The following is a 22964-nucleotide window of genomic DNA, read 5'->3' as shown; positions in this document are numbered from 1 at the left end:
CAAAAAGTATTGCACAAAAAGAAAACGATTCCCGAAGGAACCGTTTTGAATCATTTTGATTAAGCGTTAGCGCCGTCTCTTTCGTCCTGTTTTCTACGGATAACAGGGAAGATCAGACCTAACAGAGTCAGAACGATTGGCGTTACAACGTTCAAGAACATTGTAAATGGATCTGGCGAATACATTCCTAATACAGAACATACTAATACGACTAAGAAACACCAAATACCAAAGAATTTACCAATTCCTCTGCTCTTAACGAATTTGTATGCACGCGGGAATTTCTCATCAGCCACTTTACGAAGCATAAAGTAAGCAAAGAATACCCACAAATAACGAAGCGGCATACATACAGAGTTCAATTTGTTCAACTGAGCCAATACAGCAGCAGCTCCAGGAACAACTGTCTGCGCAACGATAATAGCACCAGACAAGATCACTACCATCCAGATACCGTTAACAAAAGCACCATATTTGTTTTTCTTCAACAATTGTTTTGGAACACTCTGGCTTGTGATCGGGTCTTCCAATAACATACGAAGTGGAGCATCGATACTTACAACCAATGTTGAGAACTGTCCGATAGCATTACATGCAGCGTAAACGATCATCAACAAGTTACCTACACCGTAGTATTCACCCAATTTCTGGAACGCGATATAAGCACCGTTGGCAATGTAAGATTCCTGAGCTTCCGCACTGGCGAATACAACTTCTGGATCGAACATCATACCCATAGCGATCGTACCGAAGATAGCACATACGATAACCATGATTGCCGCAAAGATCATACTCTTAGGGAATTCACGAGCTGGATCGCCTTCCATTTTGTTAACATATGGAGAGATCTTTTCGATACCACCAACCGCAAATACTAAGATTGACAAGTTTGTGAAGTAACTTACATCGAATGTTGGAATCAGATTGTCTAAGCTGAAGTCCATATTAACGAAGCCGCCGTTAGGATTGATAACTGGTGCTGCGAACATCATCAAGATGTAAAGAATACTCATAACAAACATACTAGAACCAGCTAAAGTAGCCAATTTCTTCAATGGGTTCAAACCACGGCTGGCAACCCAGCAGAAGAACAAGAATACGACGAATGTCGCAAGCTGAACATAAAATGTTGGGAACGTATCGTATGTTTCGGCGTTCTGGAACACCATCCAGCTCAACGCTTTCAGACCACCAGAACCTTTAGAAGCGATGTACGTAACGTGACATGCCCAATAAGTCCAACCAGCATAGTAACCTACTTTAGAACCTGCTGTTTCCTGAACCCAAGAGGTAACACCTCCACCAAGATCTTTAAATGCAGAACCTAATTCACCGACCATCAATGCATATGGTACGAAGAACAGGACGAACATCAAGATCCAAGAGAACATTACCTGGATTCCGTTGAAGTACATGTAACCATTTACGACGTTACCAAATCCCCATAGAGTGGAGAAGCACATAAAGGCTAACATGTACCACTTGATTTTCTTTTGAGAATTATCCACTATTTACACTCCTTTCCCAAAGCAAACAAGTACATATATAATCACATATTTTTGCGTAATTGTCAAAAAACGGTGAAGTTTTTCGCTATTTTATCCAAAAAGTGAAAACGAACCATCAATAAATACAAGAAGAATCCATCGTTGAAATCAAAAAAAAGCCGCTGTTTCCAGCGGCAATGATTCATCTGTTAAAAATTAACCAATGATTTCAGTAACGTTTCCAGCACCTACAGTGTGTCCACCTTCACGAATAGAGAACTTAGTTCCGTTTTCGATAGCGATTGGGTGAATCAATTCTACTGACATTTCAACGTTGTCACCAGGCATTACCATATCTGTTCCTTCTGGAAGAGTGATAACACCAGTTACGTCAGTTGTACGGAAGTAGAACTGAGGACGGTAGTTAGAAACGAATGGTGTATGACGTCCACCTTCTTCTTTTGTCAAAACGTATACCTGCGCTTTGAAAGTAGTGTGTGGATGTACACTTCCTGGTTTTGCTAAAACCTGTCCACGCTGAATTTCATCACGTGCGATACCACGAAGCAAAGCACCGATGTTGTCACCAGCCTGAGCAACGTCCAACTGTTTGTGGAACATTTCCAAACCAGTTAATACAGTTTTACGAGTATCTTTGATACCAACGATTTCAACTTCGTCGTTCAAATGAGCCTGTCCACGTTCAACACGTCCGGTAGCAACTGTACCACGTCCAGAAATAGTCATAACGTCTTCAACTGCCATCAAGAATGGTTTGTCGATGTCACGTTCTGGATCTGGGATCCAGCTGTCAACAGCATCCATCAATTCATTGATAGATTCAACGTATTTTGGATCTCCTTCAAGAGCTTTCAATGCAGAACCGCGGATAACTGGAGTGTTGTCTCCGTCGAATCCGTATTCATTAAGAAGTTCACGAACTTCCATTTCTACTAAGTCGATTAATTCTTCGTCATCAACCATATCGCATTTGTTCAAGTAAACAACGATGTAAGGTACACCTACCTGACGAGCCAACAAGATGTGTTCACGAGTCTGAGGCATAGGTCCATCAGATGCAGCAACAACTAAGATTGCACCATCCATCTGAGCAGCACCAGTGATCATGTTTTTAACGTAGTCGGCATGGCCTGGGCAGTCTACGTGAGCATAGTGACGTCCTTCTGTTTCGTATTCAACGTGTGCTGTGTTGATCGTGATTCCACGTTCTTTTTCTTCAGGAGCACCGTCGATCTGGTCATAAGCAGTAGCTTTAGCCTGACCTTTTTGAGCCAATACATTCGTAATGGCTGCTGTTAATGTTGTTTTTCCATGGTCAACGTGACCGATAGTACCAATATTAACATGGGTTTTACTTCTGTCAAATTTTTCCTTTGCCATTTTAGTTTCCTCCTAATTGAAATTTAAAAATTCATGCAAAATCATTGTACTTTAGAACTACTTGAAAAGCAACTAGTTTTCGCTTGAATTCTCTTTGATGATCTTTTCCGCAATACTCTTTGGAACTTCTGAATAATGATCAAATTTCATTGAGTAGGTTCCGCGTCCCTGTGTAAAGCTTCGCAGATCCGTAACGTATCCAAACATTTCTGATAATGGAACATTAGCACGAACGATAACTGCATTTCCTCGTTCTTCCTGCTCGGTGATCTGTCCACGTCGACTCGAAACATCTCCCATGACACTTCCTAAGTATTCAGCTGGCGCTGTCACTTCAACGAACATGATTGGTTCCAAGATAACTGGCTTACATTTCTTAGCTGCTTCACGCAATGCCATGCTGGCAGCGATCTTGTATGCCATTTCACTAGAATCGACATCATGGTAAGAACCATCGAACAATGTTGCTTTGATATCGATAACCGGATATCCGGCAATCATACCGTTGTTCAGAGCGTCCTTTAAACCTTCTTCCGTTGGTTTGATATATTCTCTTGGAACGGTACCACCGACAATAGCGTCCACGAATTCAAATCCTTTTCCTTCGTTTGGTTCGAATTTGATCCATACATGACCATACTGTCCACGACCACCAGACTGACGGATATATTTACCTTCACAGTCTGCTGTACCACGAATCGTTTCACGATAAGCAACTTGTGGTTTACCGATATTGGCTTCCACTTTAAATTCACGACGCAAACGGTCAACGATGATGTCCAAATGCAGTTCTCCTACACCGGCGATGATCGTCTGGCCTGTTTCTTCGTTTGTATATGTTTTGAAAGTCGGGTCTTCTTCTGCCAATTTACTCAAAGCCAATCCCATCTTATCCTGGTCAGCCTTTGTTTTTGGTTCCAAAGACAATTCGATCACTGGTTCCGGGAATTCCATTGATTCCAGAATGATCGGATGTTTTTCATCACAAAGAGTATCTCCTGTCGTAGTGACTTTCAGACCTACAGCGGCAGCGATATCTCCCGCCCAAACCTGATCGATCTCTTTACGATGGTTGGCATGCATCTGTACGATACGGCCAAAACGTTCCTTCTTATCTTTTGTAGAGTTCAATACATAGCTTCCTGCCGTAGCTGTACCGGAATACACACGGAAGAAACTTAATTTTCCTACAAATGGATCGGTTGCGATTTTGAAGGCCAATGCAGAGAACGGTTCATCATCACTAGGATGACGCGCATCTTCTTCTCCATCCAATGTTGTACCTTTGATAGCCGGTACATCTAATGGACTCGGCAAGTAGTCAACAACAGCATCCAATACTTGCTGAACCCCTTTGTTCTTGTATGCAGATCCGCATAATACCGGGAAGAAATCACCAGCACATACGGCGATACGAAGTACTCGCTTGATTTCACTGATTTCTGGTTCTTCACCTTCTAAGACCATCATCATGAAATCTTCATCATAATCTGCCAAGTACTCTAATAATTTAGCACGATATTCTTCGACCAGATCCTGGCTTTCTTCAGGAATCTCTACTTCTGTGATAATACGTCCATAGTCTCCACTGAATGTATAAGCCTTGCGTTCGATGATATCAATGATTCCTTCAAATTCACTTTCAGCACCGATTGGCAACTGGATCGGGCAAGATTTTGCACCTAAACGATCGATGATCGTGTTGCAAGACATGATGAAGTCAGCTCCCGTCGCATCCATTTTGTTAACGAATACGATACGAGGTACACCATATGTTGTCGCCTGACGCCATACGGTTTCTGTCTGCGGTTCTACACCGGCTTTGGCATCCAATACCGTTACAGCACCATCCAATACACGCAAAGAACGCTCAACTTCAACCGTGAAGTCTACGTGACCTGGTGTATCGATGATATTGATACGGCATTCATGCCCTGTACCATCTAGTTTTTTCCAATGGCAAGTTGTGGCCGCAGAAGTGATCGTGATACCACGTTCCTGCTCCTGTTCCATCCAGTCCATTGTACTGGCACCTTCATGTGTTTCCCCAATTTTATGGTTAACACCCGAATAATAAAGGATACGTTCAGTTGTAGTCGTTTTTCCGGCATCAATGTGCGCCATGATCCCGATATTACGAGTATCTTCTAGACTATATTCTCTAGGCATATAACTAAACTATCTCCTTTCTTACCAGCGGTAATGAGCAAAGGCTTTATTTGCTTCCGCCATCTTATGAGTGTCTTCACGTTTTTTAACACTGGCACCTGTTCCGTTAGATGCATCGATGATCTCTGCAGCTAAACGCTGTTCCATTGTCTTTTCATTTCTTAAACGTGCATAGTTAACGATCCAACGAAGACCTAATGTCAAACGACGTTCGTCACTAACTTCTACTGGCACCTGATAGTTGGCACCACCCACTCGTCTAACCTTCAGTTCCAACTGAGGCATAACGTTTTCCAATGCTTGTTCGAAAACTTCCATTGGTTGTTTTCCTGTTTTTACTTCAACGATTTCAAACGCGTTGTACAAAATAGTTTGTGCAACCCCTCTTTTTCCATCAATCATGATTTTATTGATCAAACGAGTGACCAACTTAGAGTTATACATAGGGTCGACTAATACATCACGTTTGGCAATGTGTCCTTTTCTAGGCATTTAAATTCCTCCTTTCACGATTGATTACTTTTTCGGTTTTTTCGTTCCATACAGTGAACGAGATTGTTTACGGTCATTTACACCGGCGCAGTCTAATGTACCACGAATAATGTGGTAACGAACACCTGGCAAGTCTTTAACACGTCCACCACGAATCAATACAACACTGTGCTCCTGCAAGTTGTGTCCGATTCCCGGGATGTAAGCTGTAACTTCCATTCCGTTGCTCAAACGAACACGCGCATATTTACGAAGTGCTGAGTTTGGTTTTTTTGGTGTCATGGTTCCGACACGAGTGCAGACTCCACGTTTTTGCGGGCTGGACAAGTTTGTCGGTCTAGACTTCAGTGAGTTATACCCACGGTTCAAAGCTGGCGACTTTGAGACGTTCTGACTGGCCTTACGACCTTTACGAATCAACTGGTTGATTGTAGGCATAAGTACCCTCCTTTCAAAATCTTTTAAACACACGTTTCCGGGTGTGTCTTTTTCATCCGTTTAATATAGGATTCTTTCGAATCCCAACTTTACGCATGCACGATTAAATTACACTCTTTCAAAAAGATTGTCAAACACTTTTTGAAAAAATTTGTTTTTCATCCCCATCCGGGTTATTTTCGATTATAATAGTACCGTACAAAGTGAGGAATGTATATGAAACATAAAATCATCTTTCTAGATATGGACGGTACTTTATATCAAACAGAAAATGATATTATCCAGGACAGTGCTCTGGATGCCATCGATCTTTTGCGCGACAAAGGCTTTAAAGTATGTGCTGCCACAGGCAGACCGCTGAATCAAATGAAGCTGATCCTGGAACGCGTTCAGTTTGATGCCTATGTACTCATCAACGGAAGTTACATATTAGATAAAGAATTCAACGAAATTGGCGCTTACCCCATCGATAAAAAAACAGTCGAAGATCTGGTAAGCTTATGCAAAGAGAAAAAATTTGGATTGATGTTCCATTTCGGAGATGCAACTTATATCTATAATGATTTCTATCCAATGTATGATTTTTGTAAATATTGTAATGTCTTGGATTCTCTGTTCTATGACGTAACTCAAACCTTCCATAAGCGTCACCGGGTTTTCAATGCCGTTATCATGACCAAAGATAAATCCAGTCTGGATGAATTCTTAAAGGCACACCCTAACCTGCGGTCTGATTTGATCAATGTGAAGACCGATGGTTTCTGTTTCGATATCTTTAACGCCGACAACGACAAGTCCAGAGGAGTCAAAATGGTATTAGACCGATTCAACATGTCATGGAAAGATACAATCTGTATTGGAGACAGCACCAATGACATCGGAATGCTTCAAAACGCAGACATCGGTGTTGCGATGGGAAGTGCTACAGATTATGTCAAAAGCTTTGCAGATTGGTCAACGACCAGCACTTACGACAACGGAATATTCAATGCAGTGGCTAAAATTTTAAAGGAAGAGGACAGCTAGTCTGTTGCCTCTTCCTTTTTAAATTCTATGAAATTCTGTCCAATTCGCCTGGCCTCCTGTATATCATGCGTCACATACAAAAGCGTGAACTTCTTTTCTTCTTGCAATTGAATCAGTTTGTCGATCAGTTCATTTTTTGTCTTCCGATCCAAAGAGTTGAATCCTTCATCAATTAAAAGCAGATCCGGTTCCTTCATCAAAGCCCGAGCCAACGATACGCGCTGCCTTTGTCCGCCTGATAAACTCTCTGTCTTTTGCATCAGGATGGACTCCACTCCAACTAAAGCAGCCAGACTGTGAACTCTTTTTGTCAGCTGATCTCTACAGAGAGTTCGCTGATCAATACCATAGGCAATATTTTCAAAGACACAAACCGGATCAAACAAACTATCTCTTTGGAACATAAATGATATCTTATACGAGGCCGGAAAAGAGATTTCTCCCGCTGTTGCTGTTTCCAGGCCCGCAAGAATTCGAAGCAATGTGGTCTTCCCGCAACCGCTTGGTCCAAAAAGAACCGTTCGTTTTCTTTCTGGGATTTGCACTGAAATCCCGCCCAGTACATCGACTCCGTTTTCGAATCGCTTTATTACGTTTTTGATTTCAATCATAATGTCATTGTATCATATAGCAAATTCTGGACCATCCTTTAATGATCCTGTTGTCCAAAAATTGAAAACAAGTATTCATAATATGGCAATGCATCGCACATTTCAAAATAAGGCTGACGATCAATGTAATAATTTTCTACACTATAAGCAAAAAAATCCTCCGGACTTAGATCATCCTTGTACCCCATTTGATTCTTATACGTCTGATAAAACTTCTGATATTCCGGTTCATCCAGAATATGACTCCTATGTGCATAAGCTCGGGACAGTTCCATTCGAATCGTCGTCTGATTTCCCGATGTCCTTAAAACTCCAGTATCGGCATCAAACTTTGTTCCCTCATCTACCAGAATCACTTTAGTGATCATGTCCAGATAAAATGGGGGCATATCCTCCAAAACATAGACATAGGAATTGACTGCTTGCCTTTGTATATCTGCTTCCACCTCAACTTCGCAACCGATAGCATCAAAAAAGAAAGTTTCCCCTTTAGCACTTTCCCCTAATGCCATTAAGGCATGGGCCAGTTTGGCGGTTTCCTCTGCTTTTTGTCTTTTCTCTTCATTTTCCTGATTCAGCTTTTCCTGCTGAGAATACAAGCTGATCCCTAAAGTAACAACAATAAAAATAAACAGCGGGATCATCAACAAAGTCTTCTTTTTCATCTTTTTTATTCTACACTATTCTATACTCTATCTCGAAAAAAAAGTGTGCTCTGATTCGTCGTGCTGAAGTGCAGAAAAAAAAGCCCCTATCTAGATTTAGATAAAGGCTTTCTCTGTCTTCGTTAAATTACTTAACTTCAACAGTAGCACCGGCAGCAACCAATTTTTCTTTGATCTGGTCAGCTTCTTCTGGGCTAATGTTTTCTTTAATAGCAGCTGGAGCACCATCTACTAATTTCTTAGCATCAACTAATCCTAAACCAGTGATTTCACGTACAGCTTTGATGACAGCAACTTTTGTTCCACCAACATCTGTCAAAGTAACTGTTACTTCACTTGGTCCTGTAGGAGCTGCTTCTTCAGCAGCTGGAGCTGCAACAGCAGCTGCGGCTACGACACCGAATTTTTCTTCGATAGCACTTACTAAATCGTTCAGTTCTAAAATTGTAGCTTCTTCTAAGTATGCAAGAATGTCTTCTTGAGTTAATTTAGCCATTTTTCTTTTCCTCCTATGTTATTCTGTTATTCTGCAGCTGCTTCTTCCACAGCTGGTTCTTCTGCTGCTTCAGCAGCAGGTGCTTCTTCTTTCGCTTCCGCTTCTTTTACAGCGAATGTGCCATTTTCTTTTGCTTCAGCCACAGCTTTGACCGTCATAGCAAACTTGATCAATGGTGCATTCAAGCAAGAAGCGAACTTAGCCAACATACCTTCTTTGTTTGGTAAGGCAGACAGCTTTTTGATCGTATCGGCATCCACCATTTCACCGTCTACGATTCCTGTCTTCAAGACAAGAGCGTTGTGATCTTTAGCAAATTTTGCCAAGACACGAGCCGGAGCCACAGGGTCTTTACCAAATGCCAAAGCGTTTGGTCCAACCAATCCTCCAGCGAAATCATCATACCCTAGTTTTTCGGATGCACGACGTGCAATTGCGTTTTTGTAAACTTTGAATTCTACTTCTTCAGCACGAAGGTTTCTACGCAATTCATTGATTTCAGCAACCGTCAAACCACGATACTCAACCATTACGATAGAGCTGGCTTCCTTCATCTTGTCAGCTAAGGCGTTAACGTTGGCTTCCTTTTGTGCAAGGATCGTTTGATTCATTCGTTCCACCTCTTTCTAACTATTGTAACAATATCCAAAAGAAAACCCGCATCTCTCAGACACGGGTCAATGGAATGCATTCAAAAATTCTCTTAGCATCAACCCTCGGTAACAAATTAAGCCCTTCGGCAGTTACTGTCTTTGGAATATTGATAACAATCTAAATTTTACTGATTCTGGCTATTTTGTCAATTATCTTTCGATCGTAACACGGATGCCAGGACCCATAGTAGTGGAAAGAACAAGATTCTTCATGTAATTTCCTTTTACTGTAGCCGGACGGGCTTTGGCAATCGTACTGAAGATTGCACGGAAGTTCTCTACCAATTTATCATCTTCGAAGCTCAATTTTCCGATCATGACATTGATATTTCCTTCTTTGTCTACACGATAAGTGACTTTCCCTTTTTTAACTTCGTCAACAGCTTTTGCAACATCCATTGTTACAGTACCTGTCTTAGGGTTAGGCATCAATCCTTTTGGACCCAAGATACGTCCCAAGCGTCCTAACTGTCCCATCATATCTGGCGTAGCAATCAATACATCGAAGTCCATCCAACCTTTTTGGATCTGTTCGATGATATCCGTTCCACCTACGAAATCTGCACCAGCTTCCTGGGCCTCTTTTTCTTTTTCGCCTTGTGCTACAACACAAACTTTTTGCGTTTTTCCTGTACCATTAGGCAGTACCATAGCACCACGAATCTGCTGATCCGCATGGCGAGGGTCTACATTTAAGCGGAAGTTGACTTCAACACTGGCGTCAAATCCACATTTTCCTGTCTGTTTTGCTAAAGCGACCGCTTCTTCAATAGAATACGTTTTAGAACGATCTACCAATTTGCTTGCTTCAGCATATCTTTTACTTACTTTTGCCATTGATAGTCCTCCTATTCAAATCCTTCGATCTTGATACCCATGTTGCGAGCAGTTCCTGCTACGATACGCATAGCAGCTTCTACATCGTTTGCGTTCAAGTCTGGCATCTTGTATTCTGCAATCTCTTTTAACTGATCTACTGTGATCGTTCCAGCTACCTGTTTCTGGTCACCGCTGGCCTTCTGAATGTTTGCTGCTTTTTTCAACATAACAGCAGCTGGGGTTGTTTTCAATACGAAATCAAAACTTTTATCTTCGTACGCAGTGATCACAACTGGCACAAGATCCCCTTTACGGTCTTTTGTCGCATCATTGAATGCTGTACAGAACTGTGGCATGTTGATACCGGCACTTGCCAGAGCCGGACCTGGTTTCGCTCCGCCAGCAGGGAATTGCAACTTACAAACCTTAGCAACTTTTTTGCTCATAAGACAATACCTCCTATAATTTATCTTATGCAGTGGTCCAACGAGTGGTTGCGCACTCTGCCACGCATGCCACACTATAGTACAAAAAAAGAGAAAAAAGCGCAAGTTCTTTTTTCTCTTTTTCTTTAATCCCAATAATCAAAATAATCCGATTCGTAAGAATTATAATAATCGTTATAAGCTGAATATGTCGTAATATTGATATATAAAGACATAAAAAGCGCAGAACCAGCAACATAAACCGCCAATATACAGCTGGTGATTCCAACGATCAAAGCTGCAATAGATATCTTCTCCACCTTTTTAAAGGTCAAAACCGCCATTACAGCAGAAGCAATCCCAAAAATCAAACCAAATACTTTAAAAAAATCCCAGACATTTCCAATAATCAACGTTAGGATCGAGAGACCCGCAAACACAAAAGCCAACACGATTTTCATATCCAAGGACTCTTTGGGTCCTAGCGGCTTCGTCTTGTTTTCTACATTCTGTACCTGAGGTCCTTCCTTTTTCGGAATCTTTGGTGGAATTGGTTTTGGCTCCATATTAGAACCCCTCCTTTATTTTTGTTGATATTTTACCACGATTCCCTAGAGAATTATAGTATAATTAGCCTATGCATTTTTTATCTTCCTGGATTCAAGCTCATTTTCATACAGACCATTTTCAAATTGTTCCTCTGGAAAAGGGCATCAGCAATCAAAACTATCTCTTGACTGTCGATCAAAAAAAATACGTTCTGCGTGCTCCCAAGCCTGGCCATGAACATTTACAAGTTCAATTCGATATGGAAAAGCAGGTCCTCGAACACGTTCAAGCTCTCGATGTCAAAACAGTCATTTTCGATGTACAGCACGGTATCAAGGTTACTGAATACGTGCCGGACTGTAAAGAATTCCATGAATCGAAAGACCCTTATAAATATGAAAAAGCGGCCAAACTTTTAAAGTCTCTCCACGAACAAACAATATGGGTCCCTCATCATTTCGAGCCTTTCAAAAAATTGATGCATTATAAAAAACAGACCCTCTCTCCTATTGTTCATTTTGAACAAGAAATAAAAACCCTAGAACTTGCCCGAAAGCTCTATTGCCCTCAAACTCTTTGCCATAACGATGTTGTACAAGGAAATATTCTGTTTACTAGTCAACGCGAATATTTGATCGACTGGGAATATGCAGCCATGAATGACTGGCGCTTTGACATAGCCAGTTTCTTTAGCGAAAATCAGATTACAGATTCAAAAAACCGGCTCCAATTCTATAAGGCTTACAATGCCGAGATCAACGATCACGAAATCCGTTTGTTTGAAGCCTTAGAAGATATTTTATGGGGATATTGGGCAAATCTGCTATATGAAAAAAGAAAAGAACCCATCTATAAACTGATCGCGCTTGAAAAAGTAGCGCATTATCATTCATTCTCAAATAGAAAATAAAAAACGCTCCTGTTTCGGAGCGTATTTTTTCAATGGTGACGCGTACGGGATTCGAACCCGTGAATGCATGCGTGAAAGGCATGTGAGTTAACCGTTTCTCCAACGCGCCATGTATGTGAAACTTGTCCTCTGACAAGTGCTCACATATATTAGCATGGCTTTTTCTTTCGTGCAAGTCTTTTTTTGAATTTATTTCTTGTTTATCAATTTTTCTTTTTCTAAAAAGCTCCAAGCTTGTTCCAGATCCTTTTTGGCAGTCGTCCGGTTTTCCAATAAGGCGTATGTTTCTGACATCAAATGCATATAACGGACATCCTTTTGAAGTCGATCTTTATCCGGATGCAAGATCACATCATAGAGTTTTTCTCTTAACTGAAAAAATTGAAATTCTTCTTCCACTTCTTCCATTAAATCTCTTAACGTCCAAGACACATTGTTTTCCGTTCGAACGGCCACTCTGCCTAAACGGATCCCCTTCTGCATCAATTCTTTTGAAAACTGCTGGATCACTTCTGGTCTCATCGTATCTAAAAACAGAAAATCTTCAAATTCTTGACTCTGTTTTGGCTTCTCCTCACTGGAAAAAATCGAAGTGATCACTTGATCCAAATGATTATCCCCTACGACTTTATAATCCGAATCGTATTTCTTCAACGTAGAAAGAATCTCTTCTTTATAGGGTGAATCATCTTTTAAATAGACTAAAATCATGGCTGAGTCCTCCTTTTGACTTCAGTTTCAAAAATATATACAATACTATCACAGGAGGCCATTTTATGAAAAAAATTCTCTCAATTGTCTGCGCTTTTTTCTTATTGATCGGCATAGGAGGCTGCAGTTCGAAAAGCGATGAAGATATCCTGGCTTTTTTTGAAGCTTTTCATAATACATTAAATGCGCAATCTGGTCACATCACTGCACAGATACAACTGGACTCGACAGATCAGTCCATCATTGATATTGATCTGCAAATGCTCCAGAAAGAAGATCTGCAAATAGCTCTAAGCATGGATCTGGAGTCCAACGGAAACCGTCAGGAAGATTTTCTTCAGTTCTATACGCGAGATGGCAAAACGTATCTGAATTCCATGGGAACTACTTCACAAAGCGTCCTCTCCAACTTAGGAATCGATGCTTCTGAAAAGATATCGGTATATGATCCGTTTATGAATTTTTCAGACAGTGAACTATGTGATCTGATTGAATCAAGCTCAAAAGATGGAAATACATATTCGCTTACGATCGATCCTTCTTTGATTTCAACGCTTCTGGATAGTTTTGGAACCGTTAATGTAGAATCTGCCACGATAGATGCGGTCATTGAACAAGAAACTCTATCCTCTTTTACATTAAGCGTTGCGGGAACGCAATCTCTGGAAGAAACGTCTGAAAACATTCGTTTTACAATCGATTGCCAGATCGAGGACCTTGATCAATTACAATCCATCTCCTTCCCGGATAATTTAGAGACATATTAAAAAAGCGCATCGAGCGCTTTTTAAATTGACAATTTTTTGATCTTTTCCCAGGTGAATTGCGGATCTCCAAAATGGCCGTAACAGCTGGTCTTATGATAGATCGGCTGACGAAGATCCAATTCATTGATGATGTTGTTGACATCAAAATCAAAATTCTTTTCAACGATTTCCAACAGTTTCTCGTCCTCTAACACCCCTGTTCCAAAGGTATCCACGCAAAGAGATATCGGTTCACTCTTCCCGATCGCATAGCTGACTTGAACCTCTGCTCTTCTGGCCAGTTTGTTGGCAACAAGACTCTTGGCAACATAACGGCAATAATAAGCTGCACTGCGATCCACCTTCGTAGGATCTTTACTGGAGAAGCAGCCGCCTCCGATTCGCCCGCGTCCGCCATACGTATCACAGACGATCTTGCGTCCTGTTGTTCCTGAATCGCCAAAGGATCCTCCTACGACAAAACTTCCGCTCGGATTGATAAAGTATTTTGTATTCTCATCCAAGTATTTGGCATTGATGCTTGGTTTGATCACTTCATTCATGATGAGCTCACGAATCTCTTCTTGCGTAGCAGAGGCAATGTGCTGAGTAGAAACAACAATCGTATCGATTCTCTTGATTTCATCGTTTTCATATTCCACGGAAACTTGTGTTTTCCCATCGGGTTTCAAGATCGGATTCTGACGGCGAACTTTTGTCAGCTGGCGAGCTAACTTATGCGCATAATAAATAGGCAGCGGCATATATTCGCGGCTCTCGTCGCAAGCATATCCAAACATGATTCCTTGATCTCCGGCACAGATTTCATCACGGTTAACCGCATTGTGAATCTCTGGCGACTGTTCGTTGACAACGATATGAACTTTATAATCTTCCGTATATCCGATTCGACGAATCTCCTCCAAGGCAATTTTTTCATAATCTAAACTTGCCTTTGTATTGGCTTCTCCATAGATCAGCACAAAATCATCTTTGATCGTACACTCCACAGCCATATTTGAATAAGGATCTTGGGATAATGCCGCATCGACAATACGGTCTGCAATCTGATCACAGATTTTATCCGGATGACCTTCGGTAACACTCTCGCTGGTAAAAATATAATTTTTCATATGTCCTCCATTCTCTAAAAAAAACCATACTCCCTAAGAAGTATGGTTGCTTGTCTATACTCCTTATCGTTGTTAGCGGGACCACCTTAGTATCTTTGGATACCAGGTTGGTGTGGGATCAACGAGCTAACTCTCTACCCCATCTCTGGATAATGTAAAGTTATTTAATCATAAACCATTCATCATTTCAAGCTTGATGATGAATTTTTCCGTTTTTTAAATTCTTGAACAATTTTAGCCGTTTCACTGGTTGAAACCAGCCACGCCAGCCAAAAGATGATCGCCGTAGAAAAGAACCAGGAAGGAAGGCTTCCCTTTATTCCAAAGAAAACCGTAACGATCACAATTCCTATCAGAACCGCCGCTTTATTGACGATCGATCGAAAAAGCCGCAAACAAAAGGATTCCAATTCTTCCAGAGAAAAGAGATCTCCATACCCTTTCTCAATCAAAGCATCCTGTATTCCGCGAGCAAACTCCTGATAGTTCTTCTTCATTCTGATTTCCCTTTCGAATCTTTCTGATCGATACGATCTACTATTTTTTTCAACATCATAAAGCGAAACAATCCATAAACCAAAACAAGGATCCCAATGGGAACAAACGGAGGATGGTCCGCTAAGACTCCTCCTGCCAAAATGACCAGTCCCAAGATCATCAGCTGAAGCTGACGAAACAGAACCTTTTGCCGATCATTCATATTAGCTGACTTTGGATCCCTTTGGCATTTCTGTCAAAGGCGAAAGAATCGAAAGTTCATCTTTTTGACTGGCACACAAGATCATCCCGTTGCTTTCAACCCCACGAATCTTCGCAGGTGCTAAATTGGTCACAACCACAACTTGTTTGCCCACTAGATCTTCCGGCTTATAAGTCCCGGCAATTCCGCTGACCACTTGCCGAACTTCATCTCCAAGGTCGATCTGTTCTATCAAAAGTCGATCTGCTTTAGGATGTTTTTTACATTCCACAATGGTCCCGACTTTTAATTCTACTTTTGAAAAATCATCGATCGTGATACTAGCCTTTTCAGATTTCTCCTTCTTGGCCGCCGGCTTTGTTTCTTTTGCCAATTCTTCCAAGAATTTTTTTTCATCGATTCGTGCAAACAAAACTCCCGGTTTCTTTTCAACATGAATATGACATTCTAACTGGCCAAAAGTTCGAATCGAATCAAAATCGCGTTTTTCCGTATGGAGAATATCTAAAATCTTCTCTCCTGTTTCCGGCAAGAAGTTCTGAAGCAAAACTGCTGAGATACGGATCGATTCCATCAAGTTGTATAACACTGTAGCCAAGCGATCCTTTTTTTCTTCTTCTTTTGCCAATGCCCATGGCATCGTCTGATCGATATATTTATTTGCTCTTCGCAACAAGGCAAAAATCTCATCCAGCGCATCGCCCACACGGAATTCATCCATTTTGGCTTCCACTTTTGGCAACGTATTTTGCGCCAGTTCGATCAATTCCTGATCCACATCTTCTTTGATTCCTGGATTTAATATCTCTCCATCAAAGTATTTTTCAGTCATTGCCACGGTACGAGAAACCAGGTTTCCCAAAATATTCGCAAGATCGGAATTGATTCTCTCTACGACAAGTTCCCACGTGATGGTTCCGTCCTGGGCAAAAGGCATTTCATGCAGACAATAATAACGAACCGCATCCACACCAAAATGACGAACAAGATCTTCGGCATAGATTACATTTCCTTTTGATTTTGACATCTTGCCATCTCCGATCAAGAGCCATGGATGTCCGAATACTTTTTTCGGGAGCGGCTCTCCTAAAGCCATCAAGATAATCGGCCAATAAATTGTATGGAAACGCAAGATATCTTTCCCGATAATATGTGTGGCAGGCCAATATTTTTTATACATCTTGCCGCTATCACCATAAGCATCATATCCTAAAGAAGTGATATAGTTCGACAAGGCATCGATCCAGACATAAACAATATGCCCCGGATCAAAATCAACCGGCACTCCCCAAGTAAAAGAAGTACGAGATACACAAAGATCTTGTAATCCTGGCCGCAAGAAGTTATTGAGCATCTCATTTTTACGAGATTCTGGCTGAATAAAATCCGGATGATCTTCTATATACTGAATCAAACGATCCGCATATTTTTGCAGATTCAAGAAGTAAGCCTCTTCTTTCGCTTTTTGGACAGGGCGTCCGCAATCCGGACATTTACCATCCACTAACTGTGATTCTGTCCAGAAAGATTCACAAGGCGTACAATACCAGCCTTCGTATTCTCCTTTATAAATGTCTCCCTGTTCATACAATTTTTTAAAGATACGCTGTACCCGTTTCATATGATCCTGGTCAGTCGTACGAATAAAGTAATCATAGCTTGTATTCATCAAATCCCAGTTTGAGCGAATCTTTTTAGAGATCTCATCCACGAACGCCTGAGGAGAGACCCCGGCATCTTTTGCCTTTTCTTCAATTTTGATTCCATGTTCGTCGGTCCCTGTCTGAAAAAAGACATCATATCCTTGTGCACGCTTAAAACGAGCAATCGCATCACTCAAAATAATCTCATAAGTATTGCCGATATGGGGTCTTCCTGAAGTATACGCAATGGCAGTTGTTAAATAATAAGGTCCTTTATTTTCCATAGTTTCCTCTCCTTCAATAAAAAAAGCTTTCATCCAAGGACGAAAGCTTCGTGGTACCACCTTAGTTCATGCATCTCTGCACCTTGATCCGTTAACGCCGGCAACGTTTCTTTCTAACGATTCGAAAGAACAGCTCCAAGTCCATGTTCCTGTTTCTTAGACGAAAGGTTTTCACCAGCCACCCGTTCTCTAGTCGTTCTAATCCACAGTACTCTTCTTTTCTTTGCTTTTTGATTACTGGTCGTATTATACGATAGAAAATCGCTTTAAACAAGTGATTTCCTAAGCAGCCTTAGTCAAAATACGTACTAAAGGCAGCGCCTTTTTTGGACAGTTCGTCACGCCCATATGACGATTTGGCTTTATAGAACCATGGTAATCACTGCCGCAGGAAATAAACGCTTTATGTTTTTGGGCGATTTTGATTGCCGCCGCCATTGTTTCTTCATGAATTTCGGGGCTAAAACATTCGATGCCATCCATTCCCAGATCCATGATATCTTCAATCAAATCATCGCTGATCTTATCCAAATGCCAGCTTGCGAGAATCGCAATTCCGCCAGCATCATGGATCGCATCTACGATCTTTTGAGCATCCGGATAAACAGCCGGAACATAACATGGACTTCCTGGTCCAAATACATCTCTGCGGAAGTGTAACATGGCTTCCTTAGGTTCATATTTCTCGACATATGGTTTCACAACCGAAAATTCTCGTGCCTTCGCATTATTGAAAACCATATTTGTAATATCCGTTGGCGTGATTGTCTGAAAACGAGAGCCTTCCATAATCGAATCCACATCAATTCTTAATCCGGAATACGCTTCAAATTTCTTGACCCGTTCAATGGATAAATCTTTTTCGCGGCGTAAAGATTCTCTTTCCATGTCATCAAAGATATCTTTTGTCCAATCGATATAATATCCTAAGATTCGAATCCGATTTGTTCTATATTGCGCATCGATCTCCACCCCGGGAATATATTGAATATCGTAAAGCGGCGCAAAACGAACAGCGGCTGCATTGGCTCTGGCACAGTTATGGTCCGTAATCGATATCGTCTCCATTCCCAGTTGCTTTGCCTCTTTGAATATTTCTTCCACATCATTATTGGAATCATCACTATAATTGGAACGAATGTGCAAATCGATCGGTGTGATCTCACGCACCATTTCTTGAATCGGTTCTTTTTCAAAGCGGATCTCTTGTGGCGGTTCATGTACCAGAAGCGTCTGGAAGAGAAGATCTACCAAAGTCTGCTGACGAGGCGTAATCAAAACGATCAGGCCATTGAGCAGCCACCATGCCAAGATTCCTAAAGTTTCAAAGAAGAAGCCAAACACCATCAGTGGAATTCCAAAACCCAACATTTGCCGGAAGATCAATTTCAATCCGGAAGCTTCTTTTTTATTTCTTTGAACCAGTTTTAAATCCGTAAAAATGCATCCTAAAGATTGTCCTTTGCATCGGGCTGTAAAAATAGGCAGAAGCAGCACACTGACAATGAACAAGAAAGCATACATAATGTAAAATAACAAATCAAAAAAGTTGGGTGGAATCAGTCCACACAGGATCAATAAGAATTCAATGACCCAAATATATACGGGAAGCAGACAAATATTTACGTCCATCAAGAACGCAAAAAAATGGCTCTGCATATCGTCGAGATTTCGTTTCAAATATTTGGCACGATGATATCCGCCGTTACGGTATAACTGCGATTTCTTTTGGAAATATGCCAAAGTCAAATCTTTTAAACTATATTCTTTGATCACCATGTTAGGATCACAGCCTTTCTGTTTACTATTATACAAAAATTACTGAAACAAGAAAAGCCAACAAAAAAGATCGTCAATTCAGACGATCTAAGCTTTTTTCTCTTTCATTTTTTTCCACAAACCTGCAAAACCGACAAAAGAGAGCGTCATCAAAGCACCATACAATCCAAAGCCGCTCGATGTTGCGGTGTTGACACTTCTGCGTACAGGTGTTGTAGATGTATTATCGATTCTCTGTGCCTGCGAAACCAATGTGATATATTTTGAAGACCCGTTTGTTTCCAAATAGGAGTTCAGCTGTGCCACTTGATCAGTAGAAAGCTTCGAATAAGCAGACATTCCCGATAATATCTGTTGATAATTATAAGAAGATACCGATGTATATAAAGTAGAATTGGCATCCATCAGATAAGTCTTCACAAAAGTTTGGACTTCTGAATCCGTGGAGCTCAAAGTTCGATTCGAAGAAGTTGTCTGAACCGGTTGAGCCGTTGTTTCAATTTTTGCTTGCACCGGTTGGATCTCCGGCTCTGCTGTCGAGATCATTTCCGCTTTTTCTTCAATAGAAACTGACTCTTGTTGCGGCGTCGCCACTTTTAATAAAACAGGCTCTGATATCGTTTCAATTTGTTGCGTTCGTTGTAACGGAGTCTCGATGGCCGCATTGTCCGACGATTGAACTTCCACAGGCTCTTTTGTATCCTTTGAATCCATTTCTGAAACCGGATCCGATTCTTCTTTTGACTCTTCCTGAGTCTCTTCCAGGGAACCTTCCTCTTTGATGGCTCCATGATTAGAGTCCGGCATTTCCGTTGCCGGATCTGTCGGTTCTTGTTCTGGAATTGATGGCTCTTCCTGAGTCTGATCCTTTGATTGTTCATCTTTTATTTGTTGAGCATCGACTACCAATTCAGGATATGTTTTGTTTAGCGTAGCTTGAGTATCCTGATCGATAATGACTTCGCTTAAAGCCGTATTGATTTCTTCTTTAAGCTCTTCTTTTAAGCCTTCATAGACCTCTGTTCCCTCAAGAACGATCTGATAGTTTTTTTCATCGATTTTTGTAAAACGAAGGTACTCTGTCCGAACCACATTCCCCTGAGCATCCTTGATTTCATTTTTGTAGGAGCAGTACAAATTTAGAAACTCTTCTGCTGTTTGGATCGTACCCGTTTCGTTTGCAGTTTCTACTGTGCTCGTTTCGGTTTGGGCATATACACTCACTGCCGGAGCCGATATAGCCGATAATGCCATTAACGAGGCCATTGTATACGCAAGATGTTTCTTCATGATCCACCACTCCTTTTTTCGCTTTTATAATTGTACCTTAAAATGTTTAGATTTTCTAGTCCTTCTCTATAAATACAAAAGACAAGCGAAAAACCGCCTGTCTTTTCTCAATTACTTCTCAAATGGAATCGGTTGAAGATCCCAAATTTCTTTGGCATATTCCTTGATTGTACGATCACTGGAGAAATAACCGCTCTGTGCAATATTGATCAACATGGTACGAGCCCAGTTCGATTTTTGTTGATAGCGGTTTTCAATCTCGCGTTGTGCATAAACATACGCATCAAAGTCTGCCAAAACATAGAATTCATCGTTGCGCAACAATAAATCATTGTAGATCAGCTGGAATTCATCCGGATTATTAGACCATGTACAGTTCTTCAAAGAATCGATCACTCGACGAACACGATAGTTGTTATGATAAATATCCCACGCATTATAAGAGTTTTCCTTTCGCACTTCTTCGATATCCTCTACACGCAAGCCGAAGATTTCGGCATTTTCATAACCTACTCGTTCAACGATCTCAACATTGGCCCCATCCAATGTACCCAATGTCAAAGCCCCGTTCATCATGTATTTCATATTTCCCGTACCGCTGGCTTCTTTTCCTGCAGTCGAGATCTGTTCGCTGACATCAGCAGCATTCAATAAAATCTCGGCAACCGAAACAGAATAGTTCGGGATGAAGACCACTTTTAAATAATGATTCGTCTCCGGATCGTTGTTGACACGATTGGCAACCATATTGATCAGTTTAATGATCTCTTTTGCCAACATATAGCTAGGCGCCGCCTTAGCTGAGAAGAAGAAAGTACGCGGATAAATACGGAAACTTGGTTCTTCTTTCATCTTTAAGTACAGATGCATAACATGGAAAATGTTCAAAAGCTGACGTTTATAGGCATGTAAACGTTTTGCCTGACAATCAAAGATCGAATTGACATTGACATCGATTCCCAATGTTTTCTTGACATAATCCGCTAAAATCTGTTTCCGCTCCATTTTCACGTTCATGAAACGTTCCTGAAGAATCGGATCATCGATGTGTTCCATCAGTTTTTCCAAATCTTCCGGATGCCTTTTGAAGGAATCTCCTATCGTTTCTTCCAATAATTTTGTCAGCTGCGGGTTGGAATACAACAGCCACCGCCGATGTGTGATCCCATTGGTTTTATTGTTAAAACGATCTGGATATAAGCTCACAAAATCTTTCATGACATCGTGGATCAAGATCTCTGTATGCAGTTTGGCAACCCCATTGACACTGTGACTGCCTACAATCGCAATATGTGCCATGTGAACTTGTCCTTCTTTTAGAATGGCTACATTATTCCAAATGTGACCCATTCCTTTGTGATCAACTTCATATTTAAAACGACGATCGATCTCTTCGATAATCATATAAATACGCGGTAAAAGAGACTGCACCATCTCTTGCGGCCATTTTTCCAACGCCTCCGCCATGACCGTATGGTTTGTATAAGCTACGGTTTTAGTTACGATTTCCCAAGCTTGATCCCATTCATAATCATAGTTATCACACAATACGCGCATCAATTCCGGAATTACCAAGACCGGATGCGTATCGTTGAGCTGAATGGCTACTTTATCTCCTAAATTGTCCAATGTAGGATATACACGCAAATGCGAACGAATGATTTGGTTGATTCCGGCACAGACAAAGAAATATTCCTGTTTTAACCGAAGCAGTTTTCCTTCTATCGTAGAATCATCCGGGTATACGTTAGCTGTAATCGCCGTAACATCATTCAAATATTTATTCAGTTGCCCCGACTGAACGGAATCCTCATCGACCTCTGCATCCCAAAGGCGCAACGTATTCGTTGTTGTCGTATGATATCCGATAATCGGTTCATCATAAGGAACGGCGCGAACCACAAATTCTGGCCGATAGTTGGAACGGAATTTCCCATTCTGGTCCATGTAAGCATCTAATTGCCCGCCAAACGGAACACGAACGACATGCTGAGGCTTCCATACTTCCCAAATGTTTCCGCTTTTCAACCAGCAATCTGGCAACTCCACTTGCTCGTTGTTGACGATCTTTTGTTTGAACAAACCATAGTGATAACGAATACAGTTTCCGTGCCCCGCTAAATCTAAAGAGGCCAAGGAGTCCATGAAACAGGCAGCCAGACGGCCTAAACCGCCATTTCCCAGTCCGGCATCACTTTCCATTTCTTCCATTTCATTGATATCCATACCTAACTCTTCGAGGCCTTCCTTAACAAGATCATAGATCCCCAAATTCATCAGGTTATTGGTCAGCAGACGTCCCATTAAAAATTCCATTGAAAAATAATACAGCTGTTTGGACTGTGATTTTTTAATTGCGTTTTTAGTCTCCTTCCAATTGATCCCCACGTAATCACGGATCATCTTCCCTAAGACTTGATAACGTTCGGCCATAAAAGTTTCTTCAAATTCACGACCGTATGTTTCGGATACTTCTTGTTTGTAACGCTCGATAAAAACTTCTTTTGAATCAAATCGATTTGACATAACTTTTCCTC

Annotated in this window: 23 protein-coding genes, 1 tRNA gene and 2 other annotated features; of the genes, 3 read left to right on the top strand and 21 right to left on the bottom strand. The window is 41.1% G+C overall.

What is annotated here, in order from left to right; translation table 11 throughout:
• Nucleotides 1–59: 59 nt before the first annotated feature.
• From HNQ43_RS03565 to rpsL, 5 genes are all read right to left on the bottom strand, one after another.
• A complete protein-coding gene (locus tag HNQ43_RS03565; protein WP_183374897.1) occupies nt 60–1475 on the bottom strand; it encodes an amino acid permease in 1416 nt (471 codons plus the stop codon).
• Nucleotides 1476–1703: 228 nt separating this feature from the next.
• Nucleotides 1704–2888 carry an elongation factor Tu gene (gene tuf, locus HNQ43_RS03560; RefSeq protein ID WP_183374837.1) on the bottom strand — a complete coding sequence of 395 codons (1185 nt, stop codon included), beginning with the start codon at nt 2886–2888 and terminating at the stop codon, nt 1704–1706.
• 72 nt (nt 2889–2960) lie between these two features.
• Nucleotides 2961–5057, bottom strand: a complete 2097-nt coding sequence (fusA, locus tag HNQ43_RS03555) for an elongation factor G (RefSeq protein ID WP_183374835.1) — start codon at nt 5055–5057, stop codon at nt 2961–2963.
• Between the two features lie 21 nt (nt 5058–5078).
• Nucleotides 5079–5549 (bottom strand): 30S ribosomal protein S7, encoded by a 471-nt coding sequence (rpsG, locus tag HNQ43_RS03550; protein ID WP_022789367.1) that lies wholly within the window; start codon nt 5547–5549, stop codon nt 5079–5081.
• Between the two features lie 24 nt (nt 5550–5573).
• Entirely contained in the window at nt 5574–5987 is a 414-nt protein-coding gene (gene rpsL / locus HNQ43_RS03545) for a 30S ribosomal protein S12 (protein ID WP_183374833.1), read from the bottom strand.
• A 216-nt stretch (nt 5988–6203) separates the two neighbouring features.
• Between rpsL and HNQ43_RS03540 the strand changes: the two genes are divergently transcribed.
• Nucleotides 6204–7013 (top strand): HAD family hydrolase, encoded by an 810-nt coding sequence (locus HNQ43_RS03540; protein ID WP_183374831.1) that lies wholly within the window; start codon nt 6204–6206, stop codon nt 7011–7013.
• Here HNQ43_RS03540 and HNQ43_RS03535 read toward each other — a convergent pair.
• The 7 genes from HNQ43_RS03535 to HNQ43_RS03505 all read right to left on the bottom strand — a co-directional run bounded on the left by HNQ43_RS03535 (nt 7010) and on the right by HNQ43_RS03505 (nt 11248).
• Nucleotides 7010–7624, bottom strand: a complete 615-nt coding sequence (locus HNQ43_RS03535; protein WP_183374829.1) for an ATP-binding cassette domain-containing protein — start codon at nt 7622–7624, stop codon at nt 7010–7012. The two genes, HNQ43_RS03540 and HNQ43_RS03535, sit on opposite strands and share 4 nt — an antisense overlap.
• Nucleotides 7625–7662: 38 nt before the next feature.
• On the bottom strand, nt 7663–8289 hold the full coding sequence (locus tag HNQ43_RS03530) for a hypothetical protein (RefSeq protein ID WP_183374827.1): 627 nt from the start codon (nt 8287–8289) through the stop codon (nt 7663–7665).
• 127 nt (nt 8290–8416) lie between these two features.
• Nucleotides 8417–8785, bottom strand: coding sequence for a 50S ribosomal protein L7/L12 (rplL, locus tag HNQ43_RS03525; RefSeq protein ID WP_183374825.1), 369 nt, complete (start codon nt 8783–8785; stop codon nt 8417–8419).
• A 26-nt stretch (nt 8786–8811) separates the two neighbouring features.
• Nucleotides 8812–9396, bottom strand: a complete 585-nt coding sequence (rplJ, locus tag HNQ43_RS03520; protein ID WP_183374823.1) for a 50S ribosomal protein L10 — start codon at nt 9394–9396, stop codon at nt 8812–8814.
• 30 nt (nt 9397–9426) lie between these two features.
• Nucleotides 9427–9559: a sequence feature (ribosomal protein L10 leader region), on the bottom strand.
• Nucleotides 9560–9588: 29 nt separating this feature from the next.
• Nucleotides 9589–10275, bottom strand: coding sequence for a 50S ribosomal protein L1 (rplA, locus tag HNQ43_RS03515; protein ID WP_183374821.1), 687 nt, complete (start codon nt 10273–10275; stop codon nt 9589–9591).
• Nucleotides 10276–10286: 11 nt separating this feature from the next.
• Complete coding sequence (gene rplK / locus HNQ43_RS03510; RefSeq protein ID WP_183374819.1) at nt 10287–10703, bottom strand: 50S ribosomal protein L11; 417 nt, start codon at nt 10701–10703, stop codon at nt 10287–10289.
• A 125-nt stretch (nt 10704–10828) separates the two neighbouring features.
• Nucleotides 10829–11248 carry a hypothetical protein gene (locus tag HNQ43_RS03505; protein WP_183374816.1) on the bottom strand — a complete coding sequence of 140 codons (420 nt, stop codon included), beginning with the start codon at nt 11246–11248 and terminating at the stop codon, nt 10829–10831.
• Nucleotides 11249–11319: 71 nt separating this feature from the next.
• Here HNQ43_RS03505 and HNQ43_RS03500 point away from each other — a divergent pair, with 71 nt between their 5' ends.
• Nucleotides 11320–12141: a choline kinase family protein gene (locus HNQ43_RS03500; RefSeq protein WP_183374814.1), complete on the top strand. Its 822-nt coding sequence runs from the start codon at nt 11320–11322 to the stop codon at nt 12139–12141.
• A gap of 33 nt (nt 12142–12174) precedes the next feature.
• On the opposite strand, the gene HNQ43_RS03495 is transcribed toward HNQ43_RS03500, so the two are convergent.
• Together HNQ43_RS03495 and HNQ43_RS03490 are read right to left on the bottom strand one after the other, a co-directional pair.
• A tRNA-Glu gene (locus HNQ43_RS03495) sits at nt 12175–12250 on the bottom strand.
• Between the two features lie 80 nt (nt 12251–12330).
• Nucleotides 12331–12852, bottom strand: coding sequence for a DUF3783 domain-containing protein (locus HNQ43_RS03490; RefSeq protein WP_183374812.1), 522 nt, complete (start codon nt 12850–12852; stop codon nt 12331–12333).
• 65 nt (nt 12853–12917) lie between these two features.
• On the opposite strand from HNQ43_RS03490, the gene HNQ43_RS03485 reads away from it, so the two are divergent.
• Entirely contained in the window at nt 12918–13619 is a 702-nt protein-coding gene (locus HNQ43_RS03485; protein ID WP_183374810.1) for a hypothetical protein, read from the top strand.
• A gap of 20 nt (nt 13620–13639) precedes the next feature.
• Here HNQ43_RS03485 and metK read toward each other — a convergent pair whose 3' ends face one another.
• From metK to HNQ43_RS03450, 7 genes are all read right to left on the bottom strand, one after another.
• A complete protein-coding gene (gene metK, locus HNQ43_RS03480; RefSeq protein ID WP_183374808.1) occupies nt 13640–14731 on the bottom strand; it encodes a methionine adenosyltransferase in 1092 nt (363 codons plus the stop codon).
• 182 nt (nt 14732–14913) lie between these two features.
• Nucleotides 14914–15228, bottom strand: coding sequence for a hypothetical protein (locus tag HNQ43_RS03475; RefSeq protein ID WP_183374806.1), 315 nt, complete (start codon nt 15226–15228; stop codon nt 14914–14916).
• Entirely contained in the window at nt 15225–15431 is a 207-nt protein-coding gene (locus HNQ43_RS03470) for a hypothetical protein (RefSeq protein ID WP_183374804.1), read from the bottom strand. The genes HNQ43_RS03475 and HNQ43_RS03470 overlap by 4 nt, the downstream gene beginning before the upstream one ends.
• 1 nt (nt 15432) lies before the next feature.
• Nucleotides 15433–17358, bottom strand: coding sequence for a methionine--tRNA ligase (metG, locus tag HNQ43_RS03465; protein WP_244957031.1), 1926 nt, complete (start codon nt 17356–17358; stop codon nt 15433–15435).
• Nucleotides 17359–17390: 32 nt separating this feature from the next.
• Nucleotides 17391–17591: a binding site (T-box leader), on the bottom strand.
• Between the two features lie 49 nt (nt 17592–17640).
• Nucleotides 17641–19137 carry a PHP domain-containing protein gene (locus tag HNQ43_RS03460; RefSeq protein ID WP_183374800.1) on the bottom strand — a complete coding sequence of 499 codons (1497 nt, stop codon included), beginning with the start codon at nt 19135–19137 and terminating at the stop codon, nt 17641–17643.
• 87 nt (nt 19138–19224) lie between these two features.
• Nucleotides 19225–20427, bottom strand: coding sequence for a hypothetical protein (locus HNQ43_RS03455; protein WP_183374798.1), 1203 nt, complete (start codon nt 20425–20427; stop codon nt 19225–19227).
• 111 nt (nt 20428–20538) lie between these two features.
• Nucleotides 20539–22953 carry a glycogen/starch/alpha-glucan phosphorylase gene (locus HNQ43_RS03450; protein ID WP_183374796.1) on the bottom strand — a complete coding sequence of 805 codons (2415 nt, stop codon included), beginning with the start codon at nt 22951–22953 and terminating at the stop codon, nt 20539–20541.
• Nucleotides 22954–22964: the final 11 nt, after the last annotated feature.

It is taken from the genome of Faecalicoccus acidiformans (assembly GCF_014202635.1).
GTDB lineage: Bacteria > Bacillota_I > Bacilli_A > Erysipelotrichales > Erysipelotrichaceae > Faecalicoccus > Faecalicoccus acidiformans.
Note: the sequence above shows the minus strand (reverse complement) of the source record. Positions and strands in the feature narration are given on the sequence as shown.